The organism is Achromobacter sp. DH1f (assembly GCF_000633435.1).
Classification (GTDB): Bacteria; Pseudomonadota; Gammaproteobacteria; order Burkholderiales; family Burkholderiaceae_B; genus Achromobacter; species Achromobacter deleyi.
The window spans coordinates 1-24,176 of the sequence record NZ_AYMF01000017.1 but is presented as its reverse complement, the minus strand read 5'-3'; the positions used below and the strand labels follow the sequence as shown (position 1 = coordinate 24,176).

Genomic DNA, 24,176 nt, shown 5'->3' with positions numbered 1-24,176 from the left:
CAGGACGCACCGCCTTTGAGAATATTCTCAACCCTGCCGCCAACGCCGAATTTTATGATCGATTCATGATCGTAAAGCCCCGCATGCGGGAAGCATTGACGGCGGCGGCCCCGGGTTTGCCCATGCTTCTTCTTCACCTGTTCGCCGTCGCCCTGACGGCCTGCATTCTGGTGGGAACGGCGCTGTACGCCTATTGGTCGTTCACGGGGGAAGTCTCGAAATACCGCCGCCGCATGAATGCCGGCGCGTACAACGCGCAGCTGTATTTCGACCAGCGCGAAGCGCTGCTGCGGTCCGTGGCGGCATCGGCGGTGCGCAATACCGATCGCATGCCGGTGTCGCGCACGCCGCGCACGTTTGGCGAGACGGGGCAGATCAGCGTCGACCCGCTCATCGAGACGAATGGCGGCTATGAATGGGCGCTGATCCTGACGCCGCGCGACCGCGCGGACGTGGCGCGTTTGCAGGCGCACGTCGTGTACGTATCGCCGGCGGATCCGATGGCCAGGCACCTGTCGGCCCAGGACGAGGCGTCGCACGACGGGCCGTTGCTGACGGACGAGATATTTCGATGGCTGGCGCAGGCGCTGCACCAGCACGCCACCGCACCCGGGCGGGACGGCCGCACGCCTATCGTCTGGCTGCGCCCGCCGATGGACCCGGCCAACCGGCTGTTCCTGTACACGCCCGTGGATATCGACGGCGTCGAGGGCACCTGGGTCGGGCTGGAGGTCGGGGGCTTGGGCGCGGTGGTCGGCCAGGCAGAGTGCGCCAGCGGCGGCGCCAGCTATGCGTTGTACGACGGCAATGGCGTGATGGCGTTGCACAGCGGCAACCTGCCGGCGGGCGTGGAGGAGACGGCCGCGCATCGGTCGCAGGATGCCTTCCGGTTGCAGGGTGACGGTTGGTGGCCGCAGACGCTGGTGCTGGTGAAGTCGGTAGGCGAGGCGGGCTGGCGGCTGGCCTATTACGTGCCGATCAGCGATCTGCTGGAAGACGGCGCGCGCTCGTTCTGGACGGCGGGCGGCGTGGCAGCGCTGCTGATCGCCATCGTGCTGCTGGCGGTGCGCCATATCAGGAACCGGCTGGTCAGGCCCGCCTTGCGTCAGTACGAGGCCTTGGTGGACAGCGTGGCGCTGAACCAGAAGATCGTCGAAGTGGCGCCCGTGGGCCTGTGCCTGTTGCGGCGCGCGGACGGGGCCTTGCTGCTGTCCAACGCCGCCGCACGTCAGTGGCTGGGCGAGCAGGACCAGTGGCGTGACACGCTGCGCCAGGCCGGCGCCGAGACCGGCGGCAAGGAATACGCGCTGGCCGACGGCCGCAGCGCCTACCTGACGTTTGCCGCCACCACGTACCAGTCCGAAGACGTGGTGCTGTGCGGCATCAGCGACATCACGGCGCAGAAAGGGGTGGAACGCGCCCTGCGCAGCGCCAAGCTGGCCACCGACCAGGCCAGCGAGTCCAAGGCCATGTTCTTTGCCACCATCAGCCACGAGATCCGCACGCCGCTGTACGGCATTCTGGGCACGCTGGAACTGCTGGCGCTGACCGGGCTGTCCGGCCAGCAGGAGCAATACCTGCGGACCATCCAGCAATCGTCGTCGACCTTGCTGCGCACCATCAACGGCACGCTGGATCTGTCGCGCATCGAGGCGGGGCGGGAAGAGCTTGAGATCGGCGCGTTCTCGCCGGCAGACGTGGCCGAGCAGGTGGTGGCCAATTACCTGGCCCGGGCGCAAGCCAAGGGGCTGGACCTGTACGCCATCACCGACGTCGGCATGCCGCTGGCGACGATGGGCGACGCGATCCGCATCCTGCAGATCCTGAACAACCTGGTCAGCAATGCCATCAAGTTCACCGAGTCGGGCCGGGTGGTGCTGCGCGCCCGCGCCGAATCCGACGGGCCGGGGCGCGTGCGGCTGCGCTTTCAGGTGGCCGACACCGGGCCGGGCATCCGCGAGAGCCATCGCGCACGGCTGTTCGAACCGTATTTCCGGGCGCCGGCAGGGCAGGACGGCGATGTCACCGGCACGGGCCTGGGCTTGACGATATGCCGACGTCTGTCGGACCTGATGGGCGGCACCTTGTCGGTGATCAGCGAGGAAGGGCTGGGCACCAGCATTTCGTTCTGCCTGACGCTGCCGACGGCGACGGGCGATGCTCCGACCGCCGTGCCGGTCGTACTGCAGCCACGCGCGGTCTATGTGGATGGCGCGGTGCCCGAGGTGGTGGCCAATGTGTGCAGCTGGCTGAATGCCTGCGGCGCGATCGCGCTGCCCTACCGCAAGCAGGCGGATGCGGCCGACCTGGCGGGTGCCGTGCTGGTACAGGCCTGGCCGCCCGCTGCAGCGCAGCCGCGCTGGCGCCAGCCGCGAGTGCGCGTGTCGGCGCCGGGGGCGAGTCAGGATGCGTTCCTGGCCTCGACGGGCCGCCTGGGCCTGGCCAGCGCCTTCAATCCGGCCAGCATCTGCCGCGCGGTGCAGATGGCGCAGGATGGCGAGGAAAGCGGCGAGCAGGATCAGGATGGCGCCCGGCCGCGGCATTTGGGGCTGCGGGTGCTGGTGGCCGAAGACAACGCCATCAATCAGCTGATTCTGCAGGAACAACTGGAACACCTGGGCTGCACGGTCACGCTGGCGTCCGATGGCGGCGAGGCGCTGCGGCGCTGGGACGCCGAGCGCTTTGACCTGGTGCTGACCGATCTGAACATGCCCATCGTCAATGGCTTCGAATTGGCGCGGTCGTTGCGGGCCGGTGGCTATGCCGGCCCCCTCATCGGCCTGACGTCGAGTTCGGCGGCCGAAGTCGCCCAGCGTGCGCTGGCGGCGGGCATGACCCAGGTGTTGTCCAAGCCGCTGCCGTTCATGGCATTGGCGCAAACCTTGCATGGCATCGCAAAGGAATTGAAGTGAACAGGCTGTCCGATTACAAAGTGCTGGTCCTGGACGATCATGCCTTGCAGTGCATGCAGTTGAAAGACCTGCTGCAAGACGCCGGCTTTGGCCGCGTGGATACGCTGGAGAGCGCGCCGGACGCGCTGGTGCGGATACGCGACGAGGGCTATCACCTGGTGGTGATGGACGTGAGCATGCCCGGGATGGACGGGGCCCAGTTCATCCACGAACTGGCCCGCCTGAACCTGCGGCCGATCCTGGCGATTGCCACGGCGTGCTCGCGCCGGATCGTTAACAGCATCGGCCTGATGGCCAAGGAAAACGGTTTTGCGATGCTGGGGGCGTTCGTCAAGCCCGTGACGCGCGAGCAGATCGCCGGCCTGGCAGACCGCCTGCGCCACCGCCCGCTTGAAGCGGCGCCCACCCCGCCAGGCGATGAGGACGACGCCAGCAGCCTGCTCGACCGCCAGAGCGTGGTGGCCGCGCTGCGCGACGGCAGCATCCAGGCCTGGTTCCAGCCTAAGAAATCGCTTGCCACCGGCGCCATCGTCGGGGCTGAGGCGCTGGTGCGCTGGCAGCACCGCGGGCTGGGGCTGATGATGCCCGGATCGTTCCTGCGCACCGTGCGTGACTATGGGCTGGACCTGGAACTGCTGATGCGCATGCTCGAGGACAGCCTGGCGGCCAGCCGCAGCTGGCGTCGCCTTGGGCATCGCATTCCGGTGTCGGTGAATCTGCCGGTCAGCCTGCTGGACCGGCCGCAGTTGCCGGACGAACTGTACGAGCAGGTCACCCATAGCGGCATCCCGGCCGAAGACGTAACATTCGAGCTTCTCGAGGACGACATGACCGTGACGCCCGGCAACTACTATATGGGCGCCAGCCGCTTGCGGTTGAAGGGGTTCGGCCTGTCGCAAGACGACTTCGGCAAGGGATATAGTTCGATGTACAGCCTGATCTCGACCCCATTCACCGAGCTGAAGATAGACCGCGCCTTTGTCCATGGCGCCGCGGGCGACGAGGTCCGCGCGGCCGCGTTGGTGTCGGCCGTGCAACTGGGTCGACAGCTGGGCCTGCAGGTCACGGCGGAAGGCGTGGAAACGCTCGAAGACCTGCAATTCCTGCGCCGCATCGGCTGCGATTGCGTGCAGGGCTTCCTGATCTCGGCGGCGGTCGACCTGGCGGCATTCAATGTCCTGCTGGCCCATGAACCCGGCCACGAGGCGGCGCACGCACCGGGGCTGCCGCAGGCGATACCCTATTAGGCAAGGCTGCCCATGAAACTGGATACGCCGCTCATCAAGGTCATCCGCGTGTCGCGCCGGCTCAATATCGCGCTGTTCGGCGTGCTGCCGCTGCTGCTGGTGCTGGGGGGCGTGCTGTATTGGGGCGGGCAGCGCATCCTGCAGCAGGAAGAGGAAAAGCTGCGGATCGACTTCTCGATCCTGACGGGCTATGTCCGCGCCCATGAAACCATTCTGCAGGGGCTGCACGCACAGGGCCAGAATCCGGATGGCCACCGGCTCGTGTCCGCGACCCCGGTCAGCGAGACCTCGGGTTTCGAGCGGGCGTCATGGGAATTCTTCGATGGCCAGCATGCGATTGCGGCCATGCCTTTTTCGCTGCTGTGCCAAAGCCCGGATGCCTGTCCGGTGGTCAAGGGCGTGTTCACCGGCATCGGCGGCTACATGTCGGATTTCTATTCCACCCGCTGGGCGGCGTCGGTGTATCCGGCGGCGCCGCTGTTCGTCATTTCGCCGGGCCAGCAACTGAGCCTGAGCGTGCCGGCGATCTCGGCCGTCTCCGGCTACGAGCCGCTGACGCGGGCGACCTTCCTGTCGGTGGTGGATGCGGTGCAGGCGGCATCCGGCGGCACCGATCCGGACGATCGCGCCATTGGCGACGGCGCCAATGTGACCTGGCTGCGCGACCCGGACCTGCCCAACACGATGATCGCCATGCTGCCGGTGATGCTGCCGCTCAATGCCAGGGACGGCACGGTGACCCAGCGGCGCAACGTCTATGCCGTGTCCTTGCTCAATCGCAGCCGCGTCAGCGTGGCCGAGCAGGTGTTGAATGTGCCCCTGTACGACCAGTTCTGGCTGCAGCACCAGGACGGCACGGTGCTGATCGGCGACGGCCCGCCGCCGCCCGTGGCGAAAGCCGGGTTCCATTTCACGTCGCAAGGCCTGATCCTGCGTATCGCAGACCGCACCGTGACCTGGACCGCCTACTACCGCGTGGGCTATGGCGGCTTCTTTCGGGCCAACATGTGGCTGCCGGTGGCGGTGCTGCTCATGTTCGGCGTGGGCCTGGCCGCGGGCGCCGGCTATCTGTTCTGGTACAACCGGCGCGTGATCCAGCCCGCCGAGCTGGCGCACCTGGACATGGTCGAAAGCGAGGAATTCAGCCGCACCGTGCTGGATACGGCCCCCGTCGCGTTGTGCGTGCTGTCGCGTCCCGAGGGGCGGGTGGTGTTCGGCAATGCGCTGGCGGCGCAATGGCTGGGCATCGGCGTGGGCGAACAGCTGCACGATTCGCCGGACGCCGACAAGCTGTTGCGCCAGGTGCTGGGCGCCACAGGGCCGGGCACGATCGAAACCTTTCGCACGCATGAAGAAAGGCCGCTGTTCGTGGCCTTCGCGCCCACCCGCTACAAGAAGCAGGACGTCGTGCTGTGCGCGTTTGCCGATATCAGCGCCCGCGCCGAAATGGAACACACCCTGGCGCAGGCCAAGCAGCAGGCCGACCGTGCCAACGAGGCCAAGTCGACCTTCCTGGCCACGATGAGCCATGAAATCCGCACGCCGCTGTACGGCGTGCTGGGCACGCTGGAAGTGCTGTCCCTGACGCAACTGGACGACGCGCAGCGCCGCCACGTGGACCGCATCCAGGATTCGTCGGTGATCCTGCAGCAGTTGATCAGCGACATCCTGGACATCACCAAGATCGAATCGGGCCAGCTGGCCCTGGAAATGGACCGTTTCGATCCGCGCGAGCTGGTGCAGGCCTGCGTGGCCTCGTACGCTGGCATGGCCGAGCAGAAGGGCCTGGTGATCTATAGCTGCGTCGATACGGCGGTGCCGGCCAGTGTCATGGGCGACGGCGGGCGCGTCAGGCAGATCCTGAACAACCTGGTCAACAACGCGATCAAGTTTACCGATTCGGGCCATGTGGTGACGCGGCTGCGGGCCGAAGACCTGCCGGGCGGCCGGGTGCGGCTGCACATGCAGGTGGTCGATAGCGGCGTGGGCATCAGCGCGGAAAACCAGGTCCGCCTGTTCGAGCCGTTCTACCAGATCGACAGCGGCTCGCATCTGGTGCGCGGCGCCGGCATCGGCTTGTCGATCTGCGCCCGCCTGGCCGAACTGATGGACAGCAGCATCCAGGTCACCAGCGAACTCGGCCTGGGCAGCAGCTTTTCGCTGGCCATCGACCTGGACGTGGCCGAGGCGCGGCCGGCGCCTGCGCCGCAACTGGCGGGCGTTCTCGCCTATGTGCGCAGTTCACGCAAGGAACTGAGCGAAAACATCTGCCTGTGGCTGGCGCATTGGGGTGCGTCCGCCTGCCTGGCGCCAGCAGACGCGCCTCGCGACGATGCGCGCGACGGCGTGCTGGTCGACGTGCATATCGCCGGTGACGTGATGCCCGCCATGCCGTGGCCCGGGCCGGTGGTGTCGGCTGGGGGCGGGGATGCCTTGGCCGAAACGCCTTACCAGGCAGACCGGCACGACCTGTTCAGCATCGGCTTCGCGGTGGCGCGGTGCGCGGCCGGCGACGCCGCCATCGCCCGCGAGGCGGCCGTGGTGCGCTATGCGCCGCTGAATCTGCGGGTGCTGGTCGCCGAAGACAATCCGATCAACCAGGTCACCATGCGCGACCAGCTCGAGCAGCTGGGCTGCCAGGTGACGGTGGCGCCCGACGGCGCCGAGGCCCTGGCACAGTGGCACATTGCGCCCTTTGACGTGGTGTTGACCGACGTGAACATGCCCCGCATGAACGGCTACGAGCTGGCGGGCGCCTTGCGCGCACTGGATGCGGCGGTGCCCATCATCGGCGTGACGGCCAATGCTCTGAAAGACGAAGAGACCCGCTGCAAGGCGGCGGGCATGAACCACTGGCTGGTCAAGCCGATCAAGCTGAGCCTGTTGTGGCATCAGTTGCGGGTCTATCGAAGCCTGGCCGACGCGGCCCAGGCAAGCCTGGCCGACCGCAGTCAGACGCCGGCTGCTTCCTTGCCCACGGCGCCGGCCGTGCCGGTGATACCCGCGAAGTACCGCGAGGTCTTCCTGCAGACCATGGGCCAGGACCTGGCCCGGCTCGAGCGCTCGCTGGCCGCGGGCGATGCGTCGGACCTGCGCAAAGTGCTGCACCGCATGCGGGGCGGCTTCGCGGCGGTGCAGGCGCGCGATCTGCAGCTACTGACGCAGCATGTCGAAGACCAGCTGGCGGCGGGTGGACTGAATGACGCTACCCGCATGGGCCTGGCTACCCTGACGGCGGCGCTGGGCAAGGCGTTGGCCGAGGTATGACCCCGGCCAGCGTCACCCTGCCGCCTACCAGCGGTAGCTGACATTGAGCATGCCGCCGTAGCCGCGCTGGTCGTGGTTGCCGGCCTGGCCGAACACGTGGCCGGACACCTGCACCTGCTTGCCGATGCGGCCTTCCGCGCCCAGCTTCAGTTCCAGCGCGTTGCGGGCGGGCAGGGCCGCCAGCGTGTTCTCGCCCATGCGCACCTTGGGGTTGCCGCCGTTATGCAGCCAGTTGGTCTCGAGGAACGGGCGCACCGCCGGCTTGTCGGCCTGGGGCGCGGCGCGCGGATACACGCGAACGCCCACGCGTGAATTCCAGGCGTTGTCGCCGTCGCTGCGCATGCGGGTGCCTTGCAGCGTGGCGTCCTTGGCGTCGTAGCGGGTGTAGATCACCTGCGCATTCGGCTCGATCACCAGGGCGTCCAACGCCGTGCCGCCCGCGAAAGGCTGGAGTGCGTAGCCGGCTTCGAGCGAAGCGCTCCAGACGTTGGAGCGGTAGCGGACGGACCCCAGTTCGCTGCTGATCTGGTTGGTGTAGCGGCCATATTGCAGCCAGGTGTCGGCATAGGCGCCCAGGCGGGTGAGATCGTTTTCATAGTAGGTGCCGTAAATGCCCACGCCGTAGCCGGAGACCTTGCCGCGTGCGCGGGCACGGGTCTGCGCCGTGGTGCCGGGCAGCATCAGCGTGGACACGGCGCGCGAACGCGCATCGCCGTAGCCGCCCATCAGGCCCGCGTAGGCGGCGCCGTCCTGGCCGACGGCCGCCTTGATCACGTCGCCGCCCAACTGCACCATGGCGCTGTCGGTATCGACATCGACGTGGCCTTCGGACATGCGCAAGCCGCTGTCGTGGCGGCCCTGCACCCGGGCCCACAGGCCGCGGCCGGTCGCGGCCGTCGTGTCGCCATCGGCATAGGCCGGCACACGGTCGTGCAGGCTGTGCGTGAACAGGCGCGTGCTGGCCAGGCGGTTGCCGGCATAGGCGCCGCTTTCAGGCGATACGTTCTTGAAGCCATTGCCGGGCAGCACCGGATCGGGCGGCGTGACAGGCGGGGCGGGCGTGCCGGGGTCGATGGGGTCGGTCGGGTCCGTGGGACCCGGCGGCGTCGTGGGCGGGGTGTAGTCGGACGTCAGGTACCAGTCGGGTGCCACGCCGCCGTTGCCGCCGCGCACCAGGCTGTAGTCGTAGCCGTTCAGTGACACGGTGGCGGCGCTGGCGCGGAAGCCGGTGGACCCGCTGTCCAGGCGGAACGCATCGGCGGTGGTGGTGCCGCCGTTGACGGTCTCGACGACCCGGATGCCGTATTCGGTCTGGCCGCCGTTGCCGCCCGCGTTGACGATGCGCAGCGACGTGTTGCCCGACGTGGTGCCGCCATCGATGACGAGCTTGTCGGTGGGCGAGGCGTCATCACCCAGCTGCGTGTTCAGCACCAGGGTGCCGCCGCCGATGTAATTGTTGACCGTCAGCGTCTTGAAACCCGTGCCGCCCGCCGGCGCCGCGAAGGCGACGGTGCCGCCGTTGTTCAGCGTGCCCAGGCTGGAATCATTGCGTACGGTCCACGCGCTGGCGCTGTCCAGCGTGAGGCTGTTGATGCGGCCGGGGCCGCGCTGCACCAGGGCGCCGGTCAGGGTCGAGCCGTTCTTGAGCGATACGTCCACGGTGCCGCTGTCGGCCAGCACGTCGCCGGTCAGCACGGCGTTGGAGGCGTCCAGGTTGACCTGTTCGCTTTCGATCACGGTCGACACGCCGCCGCTGGTCACGGTGACCGAGCGCGAATGCAGCAACACGCCGCTATCGATATCGCCGCCCGTGCGCGTCGTGATGTTGGAATCCGACACCAGGAAGGTATGGCCGCCGCCCGAGGCAAGCAGGCCCACGCCGTCCTGGGTGCTGATCTGGCTGCCGTTGCGCAGAACGACGCTGTTGCTCAGCCCGGCCCCGGTCAGGTAGCTCCAGATGCCGTTGGCGCCCGCGCCTTGCATCGTGAATCGGGTGTTGTCCAGCGTGACCGCGGCGCGGTTGCTCATCGACAGGCCGGAGGCGTTGGCGCCGGACGTGTTGACGACGGTGTTGCGCGCCGACAGGCTGGCGCCGGTGCCGCTGGCAAACAGGCCGTAGGCGCTGGCGCCGCGGGTGGTGATGTTGACATCTTCCAGGGTGACGGCGGCGCCGCCCACGCGGGCCAGCGCGCCGACGGCGCCATCGCCCTGGGTGTCGATGTCGACCCGGGTGGCCTGGATGGTGGCCGAGCTGCCGTATTCGCGCGAGACATACAGGCCATGGGCGTTGTTGCCCAGGGTCTTGACCGTGCCGTCGGTCAGCGTGACCACGCCGGCGCGGTTGTCGATGCCCACGTGCGACGACGCGATGTCGAAGCGCGTGGCGGTGAAGGCCGTGCCGGTGGACGGCAGCCACACGCCGGTGCCCAGGTAGCCCAACGCCGAGATGGAGACATTGTCCACGGTGGCGGACGTGTCCTTGGCATTGATGTTGATGCCGTAGCTGACGTCGCCGGTGGACGTCAGCGTGGCGTTGCGGATGTCGGCGACGGCGGCGGGGCCGGTGCCCGAGCTGAGCATGACCGCGGCGCCGCTCGATGTGATGCTGCCGCCGTCCATCTCGAAGCGGCCGCCTTGTACGCTGGCGCCGGCGCCGTTGGCCGCGTTGACCACGGTGCCGCGCAAGGTCACGAGGGAATTCTGGCCATTCACGTTCACGCCGGGCGCAAGATTGCCGGTGGCGGTGATGGTGCCGCCTTCCATGGCGATGCGGCCGCCGCTGTCGACGTAGGCGCCGCCCGCGTTGTACAGCGACGTGGCGACGGTGACGTCCTTGGCGGTGATGACGGCGTTGGCGCCTTCGGCACGCAGGGCGCTACTGCCGCTGCCCGACGTGGTGACGCTGCCGCCGTCCAGGTCGATGCGGCCGCCGTTCTGCGCGTAGACGCCATGGGAATACGAGCCCAGCGTGGAGATATCGGTTTGCCCAGCGGTGATCAGGCTGCCGGCGCCGATGGCGGCCAGGCCATGGGCGCCCTGGCCGTCGCCCAGCGTCTTGACCGTGCTGCCGGTCAAGGTGACGCTGCCGCCCGCGCTGGCGCGCACGCCCAGGGTGGCCCGGGCGGAAGCCGAGCCGGCGCTGACGGTCACGCCGTCGCCGCGCACGGCATTGCCGGCCACGGAAACGTCGATGGCGGCGCCGGTGCCGGCATGCGTGACGGTGTCGCCGTTGTTCAGCGTGAGCTGGGTGCTGCCGGTGGCGTCATTGACGATGACCTGGCCCAGGTCCGCGGCCGATGTCGCGGCGGGAAAAACGGGCAGCGTGGCGGCCAGCAGGCCGAGCATGATGGGGTTCAGAGGGGTGCGCATGAGGGCTCCTGGGCCCTTGGCCTTGGCGCACCCATACACATCGAACAGAATCTGGCCGGAGAACCCCTGCGTCGTTCAAGCGTACTGGCACGTCTCGGACAAAGGCGATGACGTAGCGGTAGCCTTCATGTTGCGTTGCGGCAGGACACTAAAAAACAGGACGATTCTCAAAAGCGCTGCATTGATTGGCAGGACTGGTAAGCGACTGAAAACCAGAAAATTCTCAAACCCGCACCGGCGATGCAATGCCAGGACGAAGCCTCGTCCGTCACCCGGCCGCGCGTTCAGCCCAGCGTGTCCAGCAGGGCGCGCGCCTGCGCCACGACGTCGGCGTCGTTGGGCCGGAAGACCCACGGCAGGGCCTGCGCAAGCTGCGCGAAATGGACGTGGCTGCTGCGCGCGTAGGTGGGGTCGTAGTGACGCTCGATCAGCTCGCGCGCGAGATCGGTGCGGCGGCCTTCGTCGATCATGCGATGCCATGCTGCAATAGTGTCGCGGCTGTGCAGGCCGACCAGGCGTTGCAGCTGGGATTTGAACCAATCGGGATGGGCGAACAGCTGGGCGTAGTCCTGTTGCAGAAAGGCCGCACGGTCAGCGCCGCTGGCGGTGACCGCGATGCAGGCGCCCTGATGCATGGCCGCCAACAGGGCAGCCGGCAGCGCCACCGCGCCGATCTTGCGGCTTTCGGCTTCGACGAACACGGGCCGGGCGGGATCCAGCTGACGCAGGCGGGCGGCCAGATGGGTGTCGAAACCCTTTTGCGTGGGCTGCGCCATGCCGGGCCAGGCGCCGAGCAACGAGCCGCGGTGCGCGGCCAGCGCTTCCAGGTCCAGCGTTTGCGCGCCAGCTTGCGCCAAGGCGTCCAGCAGCCTCGTCTTGCCGCTGCCGGTGGGGCCGGTCAGCACGATGAGGCGCAGCGTGGGCGGCAGCGTGTCCAGCAGGTCGAGCGTGGCGCGCCGATAGGTCTTGTAGCCGCCATCGAGCTGCCGCGCACGCCAGCCGATCATGTTGAACATCACCGTCATCGAACCCGACCGCTTGCCGCCGCGCCAGCAGTAGATCAGCGGGCGCCAGCCTTGCGGGCGGTCGGCAAAGGTGGTGTCCAGGTGAGCGGCGATGTTGCGCGCGGCCAGCGCAGCCCCCAGGCGGGTCGCGTCGAACGGCGATTGGCGGTACAGCGTGCCCACGCGGGCGCGTTCGTCGTTGCTGAACACCGGCGCATTCATCGCGCCGGGGATGTGGTCGTCGGCGAATTCCAGCGGCGAGCGCACGTCGATGATTTCGTCGAAATCATCCAGTCTGTCCAGGCCGGCGAGCAGGTGTTTCAAAGCGGAGCCATCCAGTGGGGGATGGCGAATTCTCGCACGGCCATGGACGACCGATCATTCGGTCGTCTCTTCTGCCGGCTGTCCGCGGCGCCTAATTGCCCCAGGGGCTTCCGCGCTTGGTTCCAGGCTGGCCCGTATACGGATTGGTGTTGCCCTTGGTGGACCAGTTGTTGTTCAAGGAACTGTCGGGCGTGGAGCGCTGGTGTGGTGCGACGTAGGTGCCGTTGTTGTTGGTGTAGCCATGCACGCCGGTGCTGCTTGATTTGGATCCTGTGCCGTAGCTGGGCATGGTTGAACGGGGCGCGGACGGTGCGTGGTAGCTTTGCGATGAACCATGGCTGCTGCTGTAGCCGCTACCGCGTGCTGCGGATGTCTGAGGAACGCTGATGAGCGTGAGCCCCAGCAGTGCACCCGCACAGAGTGGCACGCAGGAGCTTGGGATGAGTCGAAGGAACGAGCGGCGCTGGGGTTTGTTCATTTTTCTTTGCGAACGCCTTTGAATGGGGTTTTGTCTGACTTCACGTCCATGAAGCGCCCTGTGTTGGTGTCGCGCTTCACGTAGTTGCCAGAAGGCGTTTGGGTCTGGCTGCGTTCTCGTACCTGGCCTTTGCGTTGGCCGTCGCCTACAGGGGGGTTCTTCGCCATGTCCGCTCCTGATGAGTTGAGGAGACAAAACAATTCTCGATGTATCTGGTAGTGACGATAACGAGCGGCGGCAAAGAATGGGAATTGGTGATTTCCCGAGGCAGGCCCACTGGGATTGGAATGTGCTGAGTTGACCGCCATACAAGACGGCCGATATTGACGTCGCAATGCATGCGTCGGCGTCAGCGGCGAACGATGCCGCTGACGCCAGCGCTTGCAGCCTTACGCGCTGAACGTCAGCGCGTTGGTCAGGTCGCCCATGGGCTGTTGGCCGCGTGCCTTCATGGCGTCGTCGCGGGCCTTCAGGCCGTCAAGCGTGGGCAGGTCGAACAGGCGCGTAGCCAGGCGCAGGATCGAGCCGGTGTCGTAGATGGTGTGATCCACGGTGCCCTTCTTGGCGAAGGGCGACACGACGATGGCCGGAATGCGCGTGCCGGGGCCCCAGCGGTCGCCCTGGGGCGGCGCCACGTGATCCCACCAGCCGCCGTTTTCGTCGACGGTGATGACCACCACCATGTTCTGCCATTGCGCGCTCTTGCGCAGGCTGTCGACGATGTGGGCGATGTGGCGGTCGCCCGAGTCCACATCGGCGTAGCCTGCGTGCATGTTCAGGTTGCCTTGCGGCTTGTAGAACGTCAGCGGGGGCAGCGTGCCAGCTTCGGCGTCGGCCAGGAACTTGTTGGTCGACGACAGGTCGCCCAGGCCGCCATCGCGCAGGTGCGACGAGCGGGCGGCGGTGCCGGGGCCGGTGGTCTTGAAGTAGTTGAACGGCTGGTGGTGCGCCTGGAAGTTGGGCGACGACGGAAAGCCGGTGTTGGCGGTCGAGTCGACCGCCGCTTGCCAGCCGCCCGCGTACCAGGCCCAGTCCAGGCCCTTGGCCGTCATCAGGTCGCCGATGTTGTTGTGGTCCTGCGGCACCATGGTCTGCGGGCTGGTGGCGTCGGCCAGCTCGGGGTGCGTGGCGTCGCGCGAGAACGACGGCCAGTAGGGGGGGGCCATGGTGTTGACGCCATAGCCGTCCGGGGTCAGCGCGCTGGCGCCGAACTGCGGAATGCCGGTGAGCGCGCTGGCGGGCGAGGTGGGCTTGGGCTGCAGGCGCGGGTCGGTCGGGTCGCTGCTTTGCAGCTGCGCGATCTGGGTGCTGGCCGGCGAGGTCGTGGCGTTGGGATAGAACGGCGGACGGCCGGCCACCAGGTACTGGTGGTTCAGGAACGAACCGCCGAATGCGCCCTGGAAGAAGTTGTCGCACAGCACGAATTCCTGGGCCAGCTTCCACAGGCGCAGGTTGTAGGCGGAATCGCTGTAGTGGCCCATGACGAGCGCACCCGAGTCGGCCCAGGCGACGAAGCGGTCGTTCTTGCCGCCGTTGATCTGCATCTGGTTCTGGTAGAACACGTGCCAGAGGTCGCGCGTGACCACGCCTTGCGGCAGCGGCTCGCCCTGCGGTCCGCGCAGGTCGAACGGCGCGTTGGCCAGGTTGTTCATGTAGGGCGCGGCCTGGTCGACCTGGTAGGTGACGTGGTTGGCCTGTTGCGAGGTCGGCACCATGCCGCCCCACACGGGGGGCAGCACCGACAGCGGCGTGCCGTCGCGGTCGTTCTGCGTGTAGTCGGCGGCGGTCAGCGCGGACAGCGGCTTTTCCACGCCGGGGAAATTGGAGAACAGGTTGTTGAAGCTGCGGTTCTCGGCAAAGATCACGACCACCGTCTTGACGTTCTTGCGCAGCAGCGCAGTGACGTCGGGCGCGGCGGGCGGCGTGGCGGGAGGCGGCGTCGTGGTGCCGTTGTTGTCGTCATCGCTATCGCTGGAACACCCGGCCAGCGCGCCCAGGGTGGCGGCGCTGGCGCCGAGCGCGGCGATGCCGGTCAGGAAGCCTCGGCGGGTGGCGCGGACAGGCGAATCGGCGCCCACGGGGTCAGCGGCCGTCGGCGTCGCGGCAGCCTGCGCGTTCGCGCTCTTTTCTTTTTCAGACATGGTTGTAGACCTTGCGGAGAGGGCGGCGCCCTGTCATTGCGCCACGGGATCGCCGGATGACAGCCGGCATCGTTAACGGCCGCTAGGCTAGAGACGCAAGGTTCTATCGATGTGACGTTCTGCTGTCAGCAAGCTGTACGCCGGGGAGCGCCGCGCAGATTTCCCTTAGACTGGTGGAATTGGTGAAACCCGAGTGAAAGCAATGACCGACAATTCCGCAGCCGAATCGGCGCGCAAGGCGGCGCCGTCCCGCACCAAGCCGCCGGAAGTGCGGCTGGAAGAACTGATGGGCGCGGCCGAAGCGCTGTTCCTGGAAAAGGGCGTGGACGCCACCACCATCAGCGAGATCACGGAAGCAGCCGGCGTGGCCAAGGGCACGTTCTACGTCTATTTCCCGTCCAAGCAGGAAATGCTGGTCGCGCTGGCCGAGCGTTATGTCGGCCAGTTCGTGCAGGCGCTGGACGAGGCCATTGGCGCCTGCGCCGACAACGACTGGGTCGGGCGGCTGCGCGCCTGGATCCACGCCAACGTGACGACGTATCTGCGCACCTATCGGGTGCACGACATTGTGTTCACGCACACGCATCACCATGCGCGCGAAGGCCACACCGAAAACGCCGTGATCCGACAACTGATCGGCATTCTGCAGGCCGGCATGAAGGCCGGCGCCTGGAAGCTCGACAACCCCCGCATGACCGCGCTGTTGATCTACGCGGGCGTGCACTGTGCAACGGACGACGCCATCCTGGCCAAACTGCCGGATGCCACGGATTTTGCGGATGGCGTTGCCGATGCGTACCTGCGCATGCTGGGCGTGCCGCTGCGGGGGTGACGGATCTTACAGGGCGCTTCGCCTGATCAGGCGTCGTTGCCGGTGGGCGATTCGGATCACCCTGCATGGGGACTCAAGGCGGCGCAGGCGCGATGTCGAGACGACCCGCCCGCAGCGGGTCGCGCAGTTCATCGGGCGTACCGATGGCCAGCAGGCGCCCCTGCCGCAGCACCAACAGCTTGTCGGCGACCTGCAATGCCGTGTGCAGGTCTGCCATCGCGATCACCGCGCGCATGCCCTGTTCTGCCGCCGCGCGCTTGAGCAGCGCGGCAATGCCGGCCTGCGCGGCCTGGGGCAGTGGGGGATCGGGTTCATCCAGCAGCAGCACATCGGGGCGACGAATCAGCGCCTGCGCCAAGCGCAAGCGGTAATGCGCATCGCCGGCCAGGTCGGCCACCAGCTTGCCGGCGGCCTGCGTCAGGCCCACCTGTTCGAGTCTGGCGCCGACCGCCTGGATTTCATGCGCGCCCACGGCCCAGCGATCGCCTTGCTTATGCGCCAATAGCAGCGCTTCGAACACGCGCAGTGACGCCACGCTGGCCGCCTGCCGATCCGCCAGGATGGTGCGGGCAGCAGGTTCGTCATCGGCCAGGAGGTGGGCGATGCGCCTCAGCAGCCGTGTCTTGCCGCAGCCCGCGGGCCCCACTACCACCGTGAGCCCGCCGATGGGCAGCGGGCCGATGCACCCAGGATGCGAGGCAGGCGGCGTGGAGGCCGAACGATCCGCTGCTGCGGGTATTGAGGCAAAAGGGAAGGGAGCGATCATGGTGGACGGCTGGAAGAGGGCACGCGTGCGGGGCCGCGATAGGCCGGATTGACTATATTTCATGACTGACCGTCAGTCAATGAAAATGAGACGTGTTGTCGATACCCGATGTGGAGACGCTGGGTGGTCAATGCCCCAGAGGCAATGTGCAGGTGGCGAGGGTAGGGCAGCAGGGGCTGCGAGCGGTGAGGCGGAGCGCGGACAACGCGGCGCAGTCTGTCGCTGTCATCCGCCCCCGACTTGCGCGCTTTGCGAAACAACGCTATGATTCAAGGCTTGCTTTTTCACGCGCCCGTAGCTCAGCTGGATAGAGTACCTGGCTACGAACCAGGGGGTCGTAGGTTCGAATCCTGCCGGGCGCGCCATTGAAATCGATTCGTTGAATTCAATGAAAAAATAGTGAAAAAGCAGATTGCAGTGCAGCGGTAAAATTATTCTGATATAATTTTGCCTCTTTGCCGGAGCGCCCGTAGCTCAGCTGGATAGAGTACCTGGCTACGAACCAGGGGGTCGTAGGTTCGAATCCTGCCGGGCGCGCCAACAAAACCGCAAAGAAAGCAGCAGTAAAAATGGAAAGGCCTTTGATCTCGCATCGAAGGCCTTTTTGTTTTGCGCGGTAGTTTTGTGTGTTGGTTTTGCGTGTGATTTTGCGTGTCAGGTGCGATCAATGCAGCGATGATCCATCCATCCTGCAATGATCAGTCCAGCAATAACGCATCCCGCGATGACCCATCAAGCAGACCCATCAAGCTGCGCGGGTCTGCGCCACGGTCTCTTCTTCGCTGTCATCCAAGCCCCAGTTTCCGACGGTGTACCAATCGTCGCCGAGCAGTTCGGCGGGATGCATGGTGCGGTCCGAGCCATTGCCACAGGCCAATGCGTCGGTCGCGCAGTAGCGGTCGCAACCCCAGCAGACGCGCTCGGGATGTTTGGGATGCAGTGGAAATTTCTTGGCCATGTCAGTCGCTGGGTGAAGGCGTGCGTGCCGTTCAATCCAGCGTACTGCGGCGTGCCTGCACGCCATTTGATGTTACGCAACCCCGTGTTGTGCAACCCCGCATGCCGACGCCCATCGCAGGCAGGGCCCTAGCTGATTTGCGGACCCTTCCCGCTTCATGTTATAAACACGCCTCTTTAGCGCGCCCGTAGCTCAGCTGGATAGAGTACCTGGCTACGAACCAGGGGGTCGTAGGTTCGAATCCTGCCGGGCGCGCCACCTTATTCGAACGGCCTGACGGTTTTCCGTCAGGCCGTTTGCTTTGGTGGCGGTATATCGGCGATGCCTATTTCTGAATGTCCTGTCGCTGGCGCTGGTAGGTGTCGTAGGACGTAGAAGCCGACCCCATGCAGCGCTGGCGCTCTTGCATGTCGGAAATCTTGCCGCATTCGTTCTGCTGCCATGCCTGCCCCGTGCCATAGGCTTGCCGTGACGAGCAGGCGGAGGACAGGGCGGCGGCGGCCAGGCACGTCAGGATCAGGGCGTTGCGCATGCGGTTCTCCCGGAAGAGCGAAAAGTGTACATTTTTCTCTTTACACCGCTACCGCGATTTTCGCTTTCAAGGCGTCGTCCGCATTGACCTTGCGCGGCCCCTGGCAGGCATCGATCTCCACCCTGTCACTTCGCGACGCGCGGCTTACCAGACCCGGTACGTCTGGCCCGTCTGGGCGCCTTCGACGCTGCGGCTGTACGCCAGCGCCACGCGCTTGGCGGGGGCGGCTTCGAAGCCCAGGAAGTAGGGGCCGTAGCCTTCCCACGACTCCTGCAGCACCGTAGGGCTCACCGAGTTGATGCGTGCGCCCGCCAGTTCGACCGCCGCACCGCGCACAAAACCATCAATGGCCGAATTGACTGCCGACGCGTTGGCGCCGAAGCGGATCGGTTCGTCGCTGACGATGCCGCTGGTCAGCGTGATCGAGCCGCCCTGGTTCAGGTAGTGCTGGCCGATCAGGGCCAGGTCGACCTGGCCCAGCAGCTTGTCGTGCAGGCCGATCTTGAATTGTTCGGCGGTCATTTCCGCCAGCGGGCCGAAGTGCAGGGCGCCGGCGGTGGAGACGATGGCGTCCACTTTACCCACCCGTTCGAACAGGGCGCGGATGCTGTCGCTGCGGGTGATGTCCACCTGGAGTTGGCCCTGGGTCTTGCCCACGGTGATGATCTCGTGGCGCTGGCCGAGTTCTTGGGCGACCGCGCGGCCGATGGTGCCGCTGGCACCGATAAGGATGATTTTCATGGGGTTTCCTGTTATGCCGTGAATGAGGCGCCGCGGACCGTCCGCCAGCGCATGAAAGCATTCTGCCGGTTGCATTCCTATGGAAAAATCCAGGAATGGTTGGAACACTTCACACTCAGGGTGCGTAATTCATGGATCGTCTGCTCAGCATGGAGATCTTCGTGGCGGTGGTCGAGCTGGGCAGCCTGACGGCCGCCGCCGCCCGCCACGAGATGTCGCCCGCCATGGCGGCCAAGCACATCAAGGCGCTGGAGGCGCGGCTGGGCCTGCGCCTGATGAACCGCACCACTCGCCGCCAGAGCCTGACCGAGGCGGGCCAGGCCTACTACGCGCGCAGCAAGGCCATCCTGGCCGACATCCGCGATGCGGAGCAGGGTGCCGAAGCGCTGCGTGTCGCGCCGCGCGGCACGTTGCGGATCACGTCGACGGTGTCGTTCGGGTCGGTGGCCCTGGCGCCGGCCGTGGCCGACTACCTGGACCTTTATCCGGATGTGAGCGTCGAGCTGGCATTGAGCGACGTCGTCGAGGACATGGTGGCCTCGCGCTACGACCTGGCCGTGCGCATTGGTGAACCGCAAGACTCCGGCCTGGTGGCGCGGCGCATCGGCAGCTACCAGATGATCATCTGCGCCGCGCCGGCCTACCTGGCGCGCCATGGCATCCCGGATACGCCCGCCGACCTGGCGCGCCACCAATGCCTGGACTTTTCCTATTGGGGGCGCCGCACGGGCTGGCGCCTGGCCGACGGCATGGGGGGCGACGCCGACTATCCGCCGACCAGCCGCTTCATTTCCAATAACGGCCAGGCGCTGCGCCAGGCCGCCCTGGCCGGCTTCGGCATCGTGCTGCAACCGGAAATCCTGCTGGCCGACGACGTGCGCGCGGGCAGGCTGACGCCGATCCTGCAGCCCCATTGGCCCGCCGCCCGGCCGATCACGTTGCTGTACGCAAAAGACAGGCAGGCGCTGCCCAAGCTCACGACGTTCGTGGATTTCGTCGTGGCCCGTTTCACGGGAAAGGCGGGCGCGCGCGCCCGGGGCGGGTAGGGGCTTGCGGGCATCAGCCGCGTCGTCGATCGACCGCCGTCAGGCAGGTGCCGTTCTTGATCAGCTGATAGACCTGTCCGCCCAGCCACGAGACCTTCTCGCCTGAACTGGTGCGGCAGACGCAGTGCGTCTTGGGATCGAAGCGGGACGTGCCCAGCGCTGAATAGGCGTCCGGGTCCGACACGAAGCGCTCGATGCGGTACAGCGTGCCGTCCGGGGCAGTGGCCAGGACGTCGGTCAATCGTCTTGCGGTTCCGAGCATTTGAAATACCTCCGATGCGCGGGCCGTCTTTCACGCGGCGCCAAAGTTGCTCGAACAGTTTCATCAAGCCAGGCGAACAGGTCATGACAACCCTGGCCTGGCGTCAATGAAAGTGCCCTCCTAACGATGAATCATCGAGTTGGTCGGGTGACACGCCCAAGGCTTCCGAAATGCGGTCCAGGATGATCTGGCGCGGCCGCGGGCGGGGCCTTTCCAATTCGATGTAAATGGAGTGATCAACGCCCAGTCGAGCGGCCATGTCAGCAGTGCTGATGTTCAGGTGCTCGCGCCAGGCGCGTATCAGGCTCCAATCGTTGCCGGTTTTTAGACTTGCTACAGCTGATGGTACGACGCTTTGCCGCGCAATGGGAGGTTTGTGCGCGGCGGCGGGGCGGCAGGCGTCCCGCAGGGTGTTTCGGGCCTTGGCGCTTTTGCGTGCATCGGCGGGCGGCGGCGCGGCGCCAGGCTCGGCGGTGAAGATCGTGCCGCCGTTGACCTGGCGATAGAGGTTCTCGCCGATCCAGGACAGGGCCTCGCCGTTGTCGAGCATGCATTCGCAATCCAGGTGGTAGTTGCTGGGAATGCTCTCGAGTTTGGCGATGGCTTCCGTGGTCGTGGCATGGCGCACCACCCGGTGCAAGACACCGTCGGGCGAGCGCACGAACACGTCGGGAAGTCTCCAGGAAAACGGAATGATGATCTCCAGGGCTGCAAGGATTTTGTGCCACTGTATCCCTCTGCGCGTATGGTGAGACGTGGGGTTTCCCCTGCATCGCCAACGCGTCTTCATCGTAGTCCTCTCGCCACCAAACATCTTCACAAATCTTCACGCGGCAACAGGCTGTGCGTGGCCCGTTGCCAGCAAGATGGCGAGTTGTTCGTCAGCGTCCGACCGGGTTTGCCGTCATGTCTTCGCTTGTGATCGACACCTCGCACGTCATGCCCGCGCCGCGCGTGCACAGGATTGCCTGGTGGGCCGCGGGAGCCGTGTGCGGCCTGCATGCGTTGCTTGCGTGGTGCTTGTGGTGCGAGGCGGGCGAACGGCCCGCGATGCCCTTGCCGCCGCGGCAGGAAACGGCATTCTTCGTGGACTTGTTGCCGGTCGAGCCGGCGCGGCGCGAGGCCACCTTGCCCGAGGCGCTGCCGCCATCGCAGGCGGGGGGATCGCAGGAGCCGGCCGCATCCGGGCAGCCCAGCCGCCCGCGGGAATCGGCCAGGCCTTCGGCGCCCGCCACGCGACTGGCACCTTCAACGCCGCCGCGTCCTGCATCGCGCGCGGCCCCGCAAGCGCCGCAGACAGCGCCGATGACCTCGACATCGCCGACCGCCACACCGTCAACGGCCAAGCCGACCTCGGCGCCCGCCGGCTCACCCCCACATGATTTCCGCTGGCGCGGCGAAGACGCAGCCGCGCAAGGGGCGCCGCGCGCGCGGGGCGAGGCCCGCGTGGACCTGGCGCCCAAGCCGCGGGCCGAGCCTTCGGCGCTGGCCAAGGGCATCGCCCAAAGCGCCAGGCCGCCTTGCCGTGACGCGCATGCCCATCTGGGCTTGCTGGCCTTGCCGTTCCTGCTGGCCGATACCGTGCGCGATGACGGCTGCAAATGGTAGGGGGCGGGGTAGGGCACGAGGCAGGGCGCAACTCAGAACCCGGCCGCCTCCAGCAGCCGCGGCATCACCGCTGCGGCGGCGCCGCGCAGGTTGTAGTGGGCCTGCCCATCGAATGACGTCGCGGCGGGATTGACCTGCACCACCGTGGCACCGGCCCGCAACGCGTGCAGCGGCAATTGCGCGGCCGGGTACACCAGCGCCGACGTGCCGATGCAAAGGAACAGATCACAGTGTTCGGCGGCCGCTTGCGCGGCCTGCCAGGCGTCGGTCGGCAAGTTTTCGCCAAACCACACGACCCCGGGCCGTATCGGCGCGCCGCAATGCGCGCATGCCGGCGGCGCGATGGCGCGGCCTTCGTCTGCAATGACGTGCGCGTCATCCGCGGGAAACGCCGCGGGGCGCGCACAGCGCGAGCAACGCGGCGCATGCAGGCTGCCGTGCAGATGCACCACCTGGGCGCTGCCCGCACGTTCGTGCAGATTGTCCACGTTCTGCGTGATCAGCGTCAGTGCCGGCACGTGCCCGGCCAACGCCGCGATGGCGCGATGCGCGGCATTGGGCTCGGTGCCATCGACCTGCGCGCGACGCCATTCATACCAGCCCCAGACAATGTCGGGTTGCGCGGCAAACGCTTCGGGCGTTGCCAGCGCGCTGGCATCAAAACGCGACCACAGCCCCGTGAGCGCATCGCGAAATGTCGCGATGCCGCTTTCGGCCGACACGCCGGCGCCCGTGAAGACGACGACGTTCACCGCCCGCGCCAGCGTGTCGGCCAGTGCGGGCGGAATGGAAAGTGGGGCAGGGGTCATCGCAAAACCATCTCAAGTGAACAGCCCGCTACGCTGCACGCGCCGACAGGGCCCTGTCAAGCCTTGCGCCCTTCCGGTCCGCATCGGGCATTGCCGCCAACGTCCCGAATCATGGATACTGGATAGCCTAATTGGGATTGTTCAACGGCATGGCCCGGACGCGGCCCTGCCCGATCCGGAGACACCAGCATGTCCGAAGCACCCGCCGGCCTGGACCGGTTGCGCCACTTCATTGCCACCGCCACCCGCCTGGCCACGCCCGCCGGATTGGCACAATCCGCCGAACTCGAAGCCGAATTCGCCGCGCTCATCCGTCACGACGACTGGCTGCCCGACGCCTGTACCGTGCCCCACCCGCAGTACTACCAGCAATACCTGCTGCATTGCGACCCCCTCGAACGCTTCAGCCTCGTCAGCTTCGTCTGGGGCCCTGGCCAGCAGACGCCCGTGCACGATCACGAAGTCTGGGGCTACGTCGGCATGCTGCGCGGCGCCGAAGTCAACCAGCGCTACACCCGCGCCGCCGACGGCCGCCTGTCCACCCTCGGCGAACCCGACACCCTGCGCCCCGGCGACGTCGAACGCCTGTCGCCGCAAGAAGGCGACATCCACCGCGTCTCCAACGCCTTTGCCGACCAGGTCTCCATCAGCGTGCATATGTACGGCGGCAACATCGGCGCCGTCTCGCGCCACGTCTACGACCCCGCCACCGGCCAGGCCAAACCCTTCGTCTCCGGATATTCCGCGGCCAGCATCCCCAACCTGTGGGACCGCTCCGCCGCCGTGCGCGCCGCGCTGCCCGCCCAGTAAGACCTGTTCGCGGGCCGGCGCCCGTGCTATGTTCGCGTCCTAAATATTGGGAAATACCAGAACAATGGACAAGACACTGCTCAAGGGGCTGATGGTGCTGGAGGCCGTCACCGACGTAGACAACCCGCCCCGCACCATCGATGCGCTCGCGGCCCGCGTCGGCCTCACGCGCAGCAACACCCACCGCACCCTGCAAACCCTCATCCACGCCGGCTACGTCATCAAAGACGAAGACGGCGGCGGCTACCGCGGCGCCGTCCGCCTGTTCGAACTCGCCGCCCGCCAGCTCGGCCAACTCGACATCCGCAAACTCGCCGCGCCCTACATGCGCACCCTGGCCGACCAGACCGGCGAGACCGTGCACCTATCCGTCCTGGACGGCTTCGACGTCGTCTACGTCGACAAGATCGACAGCCCCCAACCCATCCGCGCCTACTCCATGATCGGCGGCCGCGCCCCCGCCTACGCGGTCGCCACAGGCAAAGCCCTGCTCGCCTACCAGCCCGACGGCTACGTCGAACGCTACGCCGAAAAACTGGCCCGCCACACCCCCGCCACCATCGTCTCCATGCCCCTCCTGAAAGACGAACTGCACAAAGTCGTCCGCGCCGGCTACGCCGTCAACCGCGGCGAATGGCGCGAAGGCGTAGGCGGCCTGGCCGTCACCCTCTTCAACAGCCTGGACCAACCCGTCGCCGCCATCGGCATCTCGGGCCCCCTGGACCGCCTGAGCGCCGCCCGCATGAAACAACTGGCCCCCGACGTCGCCGCCTGCGCCCAATCCATCTCCCAAGGCATGGGCTACCGCCGAGGCTTCCTGGGCCAGTAAAAAAACGGATCAACGCCAGCCCCAATCCCCACCGCCACACCCCCAAGCGGTAGTCAATTCGCCAACCAGAATTCGGCGATTCATATCGACCAGGATCAAGCGTGCATCACGCACGCCCAGCGGCGCAGCGCTAATTCCCCAACGCCAGCGCTTGGCGCCGTCGGCGGGCGTAGGGCGGGGCGTGTAGATGCGCCCGAGGGAATCTGAAGGGAGCCGAAGGCGGACGAAGATGACGAAGGGG

Annotated in this window: 22 protein-coding genes and 3 tRNA genes; 11 read left to right on the top strand and 14 right to left on the bottom strand. The window is 66.8% G+C overall.

Features of this window, described 5'->3' with window-relative positions; genetic code table 11:
• Positions 1 to 122: 122 nt before the first annotated feature.
• The 3 genes from U858_RS0115065 to U858_RS0115055 are packed head-to-tail and all read left to right on the top strand — an operon-like array spanning position 123 to position 7,426.
• On the top strand, positions 123 to 2,912 hold the full coding sequence (locus U858_RS0115065) for an ATP-binding protein (RefSeq protein WP_051593587.1): 2,790 nt from the start codon (positions 123 to 125) through the stop codon (positions 2,910 to 2,912).
• The gene (locus tag U858_RS0115060; RefSeq protein ID WP_081821616.1) at positions 2,909 to 4,159 is read left to right on the top strand and encodes an EAL domain-containing protein; all 1,251 of its coding nucleotides are present in this window, start codon (positions 2,909 to 2,911) and stop codon (positions 4,157 to 4,159) included. Before U858_RS0115065 ends, U858_RS0115060 begins: the two co-directional genes overlap by 4 nt.
• Before the next feature lie 12 nt (positions 4,160 to 4,171).
• Complete coding sequence (locus tag U858_RS0115055) at positions 4,172 to 7,426, top strand: hybrid sensor histidine kinase/response regulator (protein ID WP_025137980.1); 3,255 nt, start codon at positions 4,172 to 4,174, stop codon at positions 7,424 to 7,426.
• A gap of 24 nt (positions 7,427 to 7,450) precedes the next feature.
• On the opposite strand, the gene U858_RS33720 is transcribed toward U858_RS0115055, so the two are convergent.
• From U858_RS33720 to acpA, 5 genes are all read right to left on the bottom strand, one after another.
• Entirely contained in the window at positions 7,451 to 10,795 is a 3,345-nt protein-coding gene (locus U858_RS33720) for an autotransporter outer membrane beta-barrel domain-containing protein (RefSeq protein WP_025137979.1), read from the bottom strand.
• Positions 10,796 to 11,079: 284 nt separating this feature from the next.
• On the bottom strand, positions 11,080 to 12,123 hold the full coding sequence (mnmH, locus tag U858_RS0115045; RefSeq protein WP_025137978.1) for a tRNA 2-selenouridine(34) synthase MnmH: 1,044 nt from the start codon (positions 12,121 to 12,123) through the stop codon (positions 11,080 to 11,082).
• A 91-nt stretch (positions 12,124 to 12,214) separates the two neighbouring features.
• Positions 12,215 to 12,601: a hypothetical protein gene (locus tag U858_RS35340; RefSeq protein ID WP_232786540.1), complete on the bottom strand. Its 387-nt coding sequence runs from the start codon at positions 12,599 to 12,601 to the stop codon at positions 12,215 to 12,217.
• Positions 12,598 to 12,768 (bottom strand): hypothetical protein, encoded by a 171-nt coding sequence (locus tag U858_RS35920; RefSeq protein ID WP_198529726.1) that lies wholly within the window; start codon positions 12,766 to 12,768, stop codon positions 12,598 to 12,600. Before U858_RS35920 ends, U858_RS35340 begins: the two co-directional genes overlap by 4 nt.
• 222 nt (positions 12,769 to 12,990) lie before the next feature.
• Positions 12,991 to 14,742: an acid phosphatase gene (acpA, locus tag U858_RS0115030; RefSeq protein ID WP_025137976.1), complete on the bottom strand. Its 1,752-nt coding sequence runs from the start codon at positions 14,740 to 14,742 to the stop codon at positions 12,991 to 12,993.
• Positions 14,743 to 14,944: 202 nt separating this feature from the next.
• Between acpA and U858_RS0115025 the strand changes: the two genes are divergently transcribed.
• Positions 14,945 to 15,574, top strand: a complete 630-nt coding sequence (locus U858_RS0115025) for a TetR/AcrR family transcriptional regulator (protein WP_025137975.1) — start codon at positions 14,945 to 14,947, stop codon at positions 15,572 to 15,574.
• A 73-nt stretch (positions 15,575 to 15,647) separates the two neighbouring features.
• Here U858_RS0115025 and U858_RS0115020 read toward each other — a convergent pair whose 3' ends face one another.
• Positions 15,648 to 16,340 (bottom strand): ATP-binding cassette domain-containing protein, encoded by a 693-nt coding sequence (locus U858_RS0115020; protein WP_025137974.1) that lies wholly within the window; start codon positions 16,338 to 16,340, stop codon positions 15,648 to 15,650.
• 288 nt (positions 16,341 to 16,628) lie between these two features.
• Here U858_RS0115020 and U858_RS0115015 point away from each other — a divergent pair.
• A tRNA-Arg gene (locus tag U858_RS0115015) sits at positions 16,629 to 16,705 on the top strand.
• A gap of 98 nt (positions 16,706 to 16,803) precedes the next feature.
• A tRNA-Arg gene (locus U858_RS0115010) sits at positions 16,804 to 16,880 on the top strand.
• Between the two features lie 205 nt (positions 16,881 to 17,085).
• Here the strand turns inward: U858_RS0115010 and U858_RS0115005 are convergent.
• Positions 17,086 to 17,298 (bottom strand): DUF3079 domain-containing protein, encoded by a 213-nt coding sequence (locus U858_RS0115005; RefSeq protein ID WP_025137973.1) that lies wholly within the window; start codon positions 17,296 to 17,298, stop codon positions 17,086 to 17,088.
• A gap of 181 nt (positions 17,299 to 17,479) precedes the next feature.
• On the opposite strand from U858_RS0115005, the gene U858_RS0115000 reads away from it, so the two are divergent.
• Positions 17,480 to 17,556: transfer RNA gene (locus U858_RS0115000), tRNA-Arg, on the top strand.
• A gap of 67 nt (positions 17,557 to 17,623) precedes the next feature.
• Here U858_RS0115000 and U858_RS0114995 read toward each other — a convergent pair.
• A complete protein-coding gene (locus tag U858_RS0114995; protein ID WP_025137972.1) occupies positions 17,624 to 17,830 on the bottom strand; it encodes a hypothetical protein in 207 nt (68 codons plus the stop codon).
• Positions 17,831 to 17,974: 144 nt separating this feature from the next.
• On the bottom strand, positions 17,975 to 18,571 hold the full coding sequence (locus U858_RS0114990) for a short chain dehydrogenase (protein WP_025137971.1): 597 nt from the start codon (positions 18,569 to 18,571) through the stop codon (positions 17,975 to 17,977).
• 131 nt (positions 18,572 to 18,702) lie between these two features.
• Between U858_RS0114990 and U858_RS0114985 the strand changes: the two genes are divergently transcribed.
• The gene (locus U858_RS0114985; RefSeq protein WP_025137970.1) at positions 18,703 to 19,617 is read left to right on the top strand and encodes a LysR family transcriptional regulator; all 915 of its coding nucleotides are present in this window, start codon (positions 18,703 to 18,705) and stop codon (positions 19,615 to 19,617) included.
• Positions 19,618 to 19,630: 13 nt separating this feature from the next.
• Here the strand turns inward: U858_RS0114985 and U858_RS0114980 are convergent, their stop codons facing one another.
• The 3 genes from U858_RS0114980 to U858_RS0114970 all read right to left on the bottom strand — a co-directional run bounded on the left by U858_RS0114980 (position 19,631) and on the right by U858_RS0114970 (position 21,114).
• Positions 19,631 to 19,879 carry a hypothetical protein gene (locus U858_RS0114980; protein ID WP_025137969.1) on the bottom strand — a complete coding sequence of 83 codons (249 nt, stop codon included), beginning with the start codon at positions 19,877 to 19,879 and terminating at the stop codon, positions 19,631 to 19,633.
• Between the two features lie 103 nt (positions 19,880 to 19,982).
• Complete coding sequence (locus U858_RS0114975; RefSeq protein WP_025137968.1) at positions 19,983 to 20,585, bottom strand: helix-turn-helix transcriptional regulator; 603 nt, start codon at positions 20,583 to 20,585, stop codon at positions 19,983 to 19,985.
• A 175-nt stretch (positions 20,586 to 20,760) separates the two neighbouring features.
• The gene (locus U858_RS0114970) at positions 20,761 to 21,114 is read right to left on the bottom strand and encodes a hypothetical protein (RefSeq protein ID WP_025137967.1); all 354 of its coding nucleotides are present in this window, start codon (positions 21,112 to 21,114) and stop codon (positions 20,761 to 20,763) included.
• A gap of 70 nt (positions 21,115 to 21,184) precedes the next feature.
• Between U858_RS0114970 and U858_RS0114965 the strand changes: the two genes are divergently transcribed.
• A complete protein-coding gene (locus tag U858_RS0114965; protein WP_025137966.1) occupies positions 21,185 to 21,487 on the top strand; it encodes a hypothetical protein in 303 nt (100 codons plus the stop codon).
• Positions 21,488 to 21,519: 32 nt separating this feature from the next.
• On the opposite strand, the gene U858_RS0114960 is transcribed toward U858_RS0114965, so the two are convergent.
• A complete protein-coding gene (locus U858_RS0114960) occupies positions 21,520 to 22,296 on the bottom strand; it encodes an NAD-dependent protein deacylase (RefSeq protein ID WP_025137965.1) in 777 nt (258 codons plus the stop codon).
• A 189-nt stretch (positions 22,297 to 22,485) separates the two neighbouring features.
• Here U858_RS0114960 and U858_RS0114955 point away from each other — a divergent pair, with 189 nt between their 5' ends.
• Both U858_RS0114955 and U858_RS0114950 read left to right on the top strand, forming a co-directional pair.
• Positions 22,486 to 23,106: a cysteine dioxygenase gene (locus U858_RS0114955; protein WP_025137964.1), complete on the top strand. Its 621-nt coding sequence runs from the start codon at positions 22,486 to 22,488 to the stop codon at positions 23,104 to 23,106.
• 64 nt (positions 23,107 to 23,170) lie between these two features.
• Complete coding sequence (locus tag U858_RS0114950) at positions 23,171 to 23,935, top strand: IclR family transcriptional regulator (RefSeq protein ID WP_025137963.1); 765 nt, start codon at positions 23,171 to 23,173, stop codon at positions 23,933 to 23,935.
• A 9-nt stretch (positions 23,936 to 23,944) separates the two neighbouring features.
• On the opposite strand, the gene U858_RS36145 is transcribed toward U858_RS0114950, so the two are convergent.
• The coding region (locus U858_RS36145; RefSeq protein ID WP_232786538.1) for a hypothetical protein at positions 23,945 to 24,176 on the bottom strand (232 nt) is incomplete at its 5' end.

What these genes read in the sequence shown, in the direction of transcription:
- U858_RS0114985 (WP_025137970.1), top strand. Translation starts at nt 18,703, where the DNA reads ATGGATCGTCTGCTCAGCATGGAGATCTTCGTGGCGGTGGTCGAGCTG.
- U858_RS35340 (WP_232786540.1), bottom strand. Translation starts at nt 12,601, where the DNA reads ATGAACAAACCCCAGCGCCGCTCGTTCCTTCGACTCATCCCAAGCTCC.
- U858_RS0115055 (WP_025137980.1), top strand. Translation starts at nt 4,172, where the DNA reads ATGAAACTGGATACGCCGCTCATCAAGGTCATCCGCGTGTCGCGCCGG.
- U858_RS0114960 (WP_025137965.1), bottom strand. Translation starts at nt 22,296, where the DNA reads ATGACCCCTGCCCCACTTTCCATTCCGCCCGCACTGGCCGACACGCTG.
- U858_RS0114995 (WP_025137972.1), bottom strand. Translation starts at nt 17,830, where the DNA reads ATGCGCAACGCCCTGATCCTGACGTGCCTGGCCGCCGCCGCCCTGTCC.
- U858_RS0114950 (WP_025137963.1), top strand. Translation starts at nt 23,171, where the DNA reads ATGGACAAGACACTGCTCAAGGGGCTGATGGTGCTGGAGGCCGTCACC.
- U858_RS0115065 (WP_051593587.1), top strand. Translation starts at nt 123, where the DNA reads ATGCTTCTTCTTCACCTGTTCGCCGTCGCCCTGACGGCCTGCATTCTG.
- U858_RS0115005 (WP_025137973.1), bottom strand. Translation starts at nt 17,298, where the DNA reads ATGGCCAAGAAATTTCCACTGCATCCCAAACATCCCGAGCGCGTCTGC.
- U858_RS0114980 (WP_025137969.1), bottom strand. Translation starts at nt 19,879, where the DNA reads ATGCTCGGAACCGCAAGACGATTGACCGACGTCCTGGCCACTGCCCCG.
- U858_RS33720 (WP_025137979.1), bottom strand. Translation starts at nt 10,795, where the DNA reads ATGCGCACCCCTCTGAACCCCATCATGCTCGGCCTGCTGGCCGCCACG.
- U858_RS0114990 (WP_025137971.1), bottom strand. Translation starts at nt 18,571, where the DNA reads ATGAAAATCATCCTTATCGGTGCCAGCGGCACCATCGGCCGCGCGGTC.
- U858_RS0114955 (WP_025137964.1), top strand. Translation starts at nt 22,486, where the DNA reads ATGTCCGAAGCACCCGCCGGCCTGGACCGGTTGCGCCACTTCATTGCC.
- U858_RS0114965 (WP_025137966.1), top strand. Translation starts at nt 21,185, where the DNA reads ATGACCTCGACATCGCCGACCGCCACACCGTCAACGGCCAAGCCGACC.
- U858_RS0115025 (WP_025137975.1), top strand. Translation starts at nt 14,945, where the DNA reads ATGACCGACAATTCCGCAGCCGAATCGGCGCGCAAGGCGGCGCCGTCC.
- acpA (WP_025137976.1), bottom strand. Translation starts at nt 14,742, where the DNA reads ATGTCTGAAAAAGAAAAGAGCGCGAACGCGCAGGCTGCCGCGACGCCG.
- U858_RS35920 (WP_198529726.1), bottom strand. Translation starts at nt 12,768, where the DNA reads ATGGCGAAGAACCCCCCTGTAGGCGACGGCCAACGCAAAGGCCAGGTA.
- U858_RS0115020 (WP_025137974.1), bottom strand. Translation starts at nt 16,340, where the DNA reads ATGATCGCTCCCTTCCCTTTTGCCTCAATACCCGCAGCAGCGGATCGT.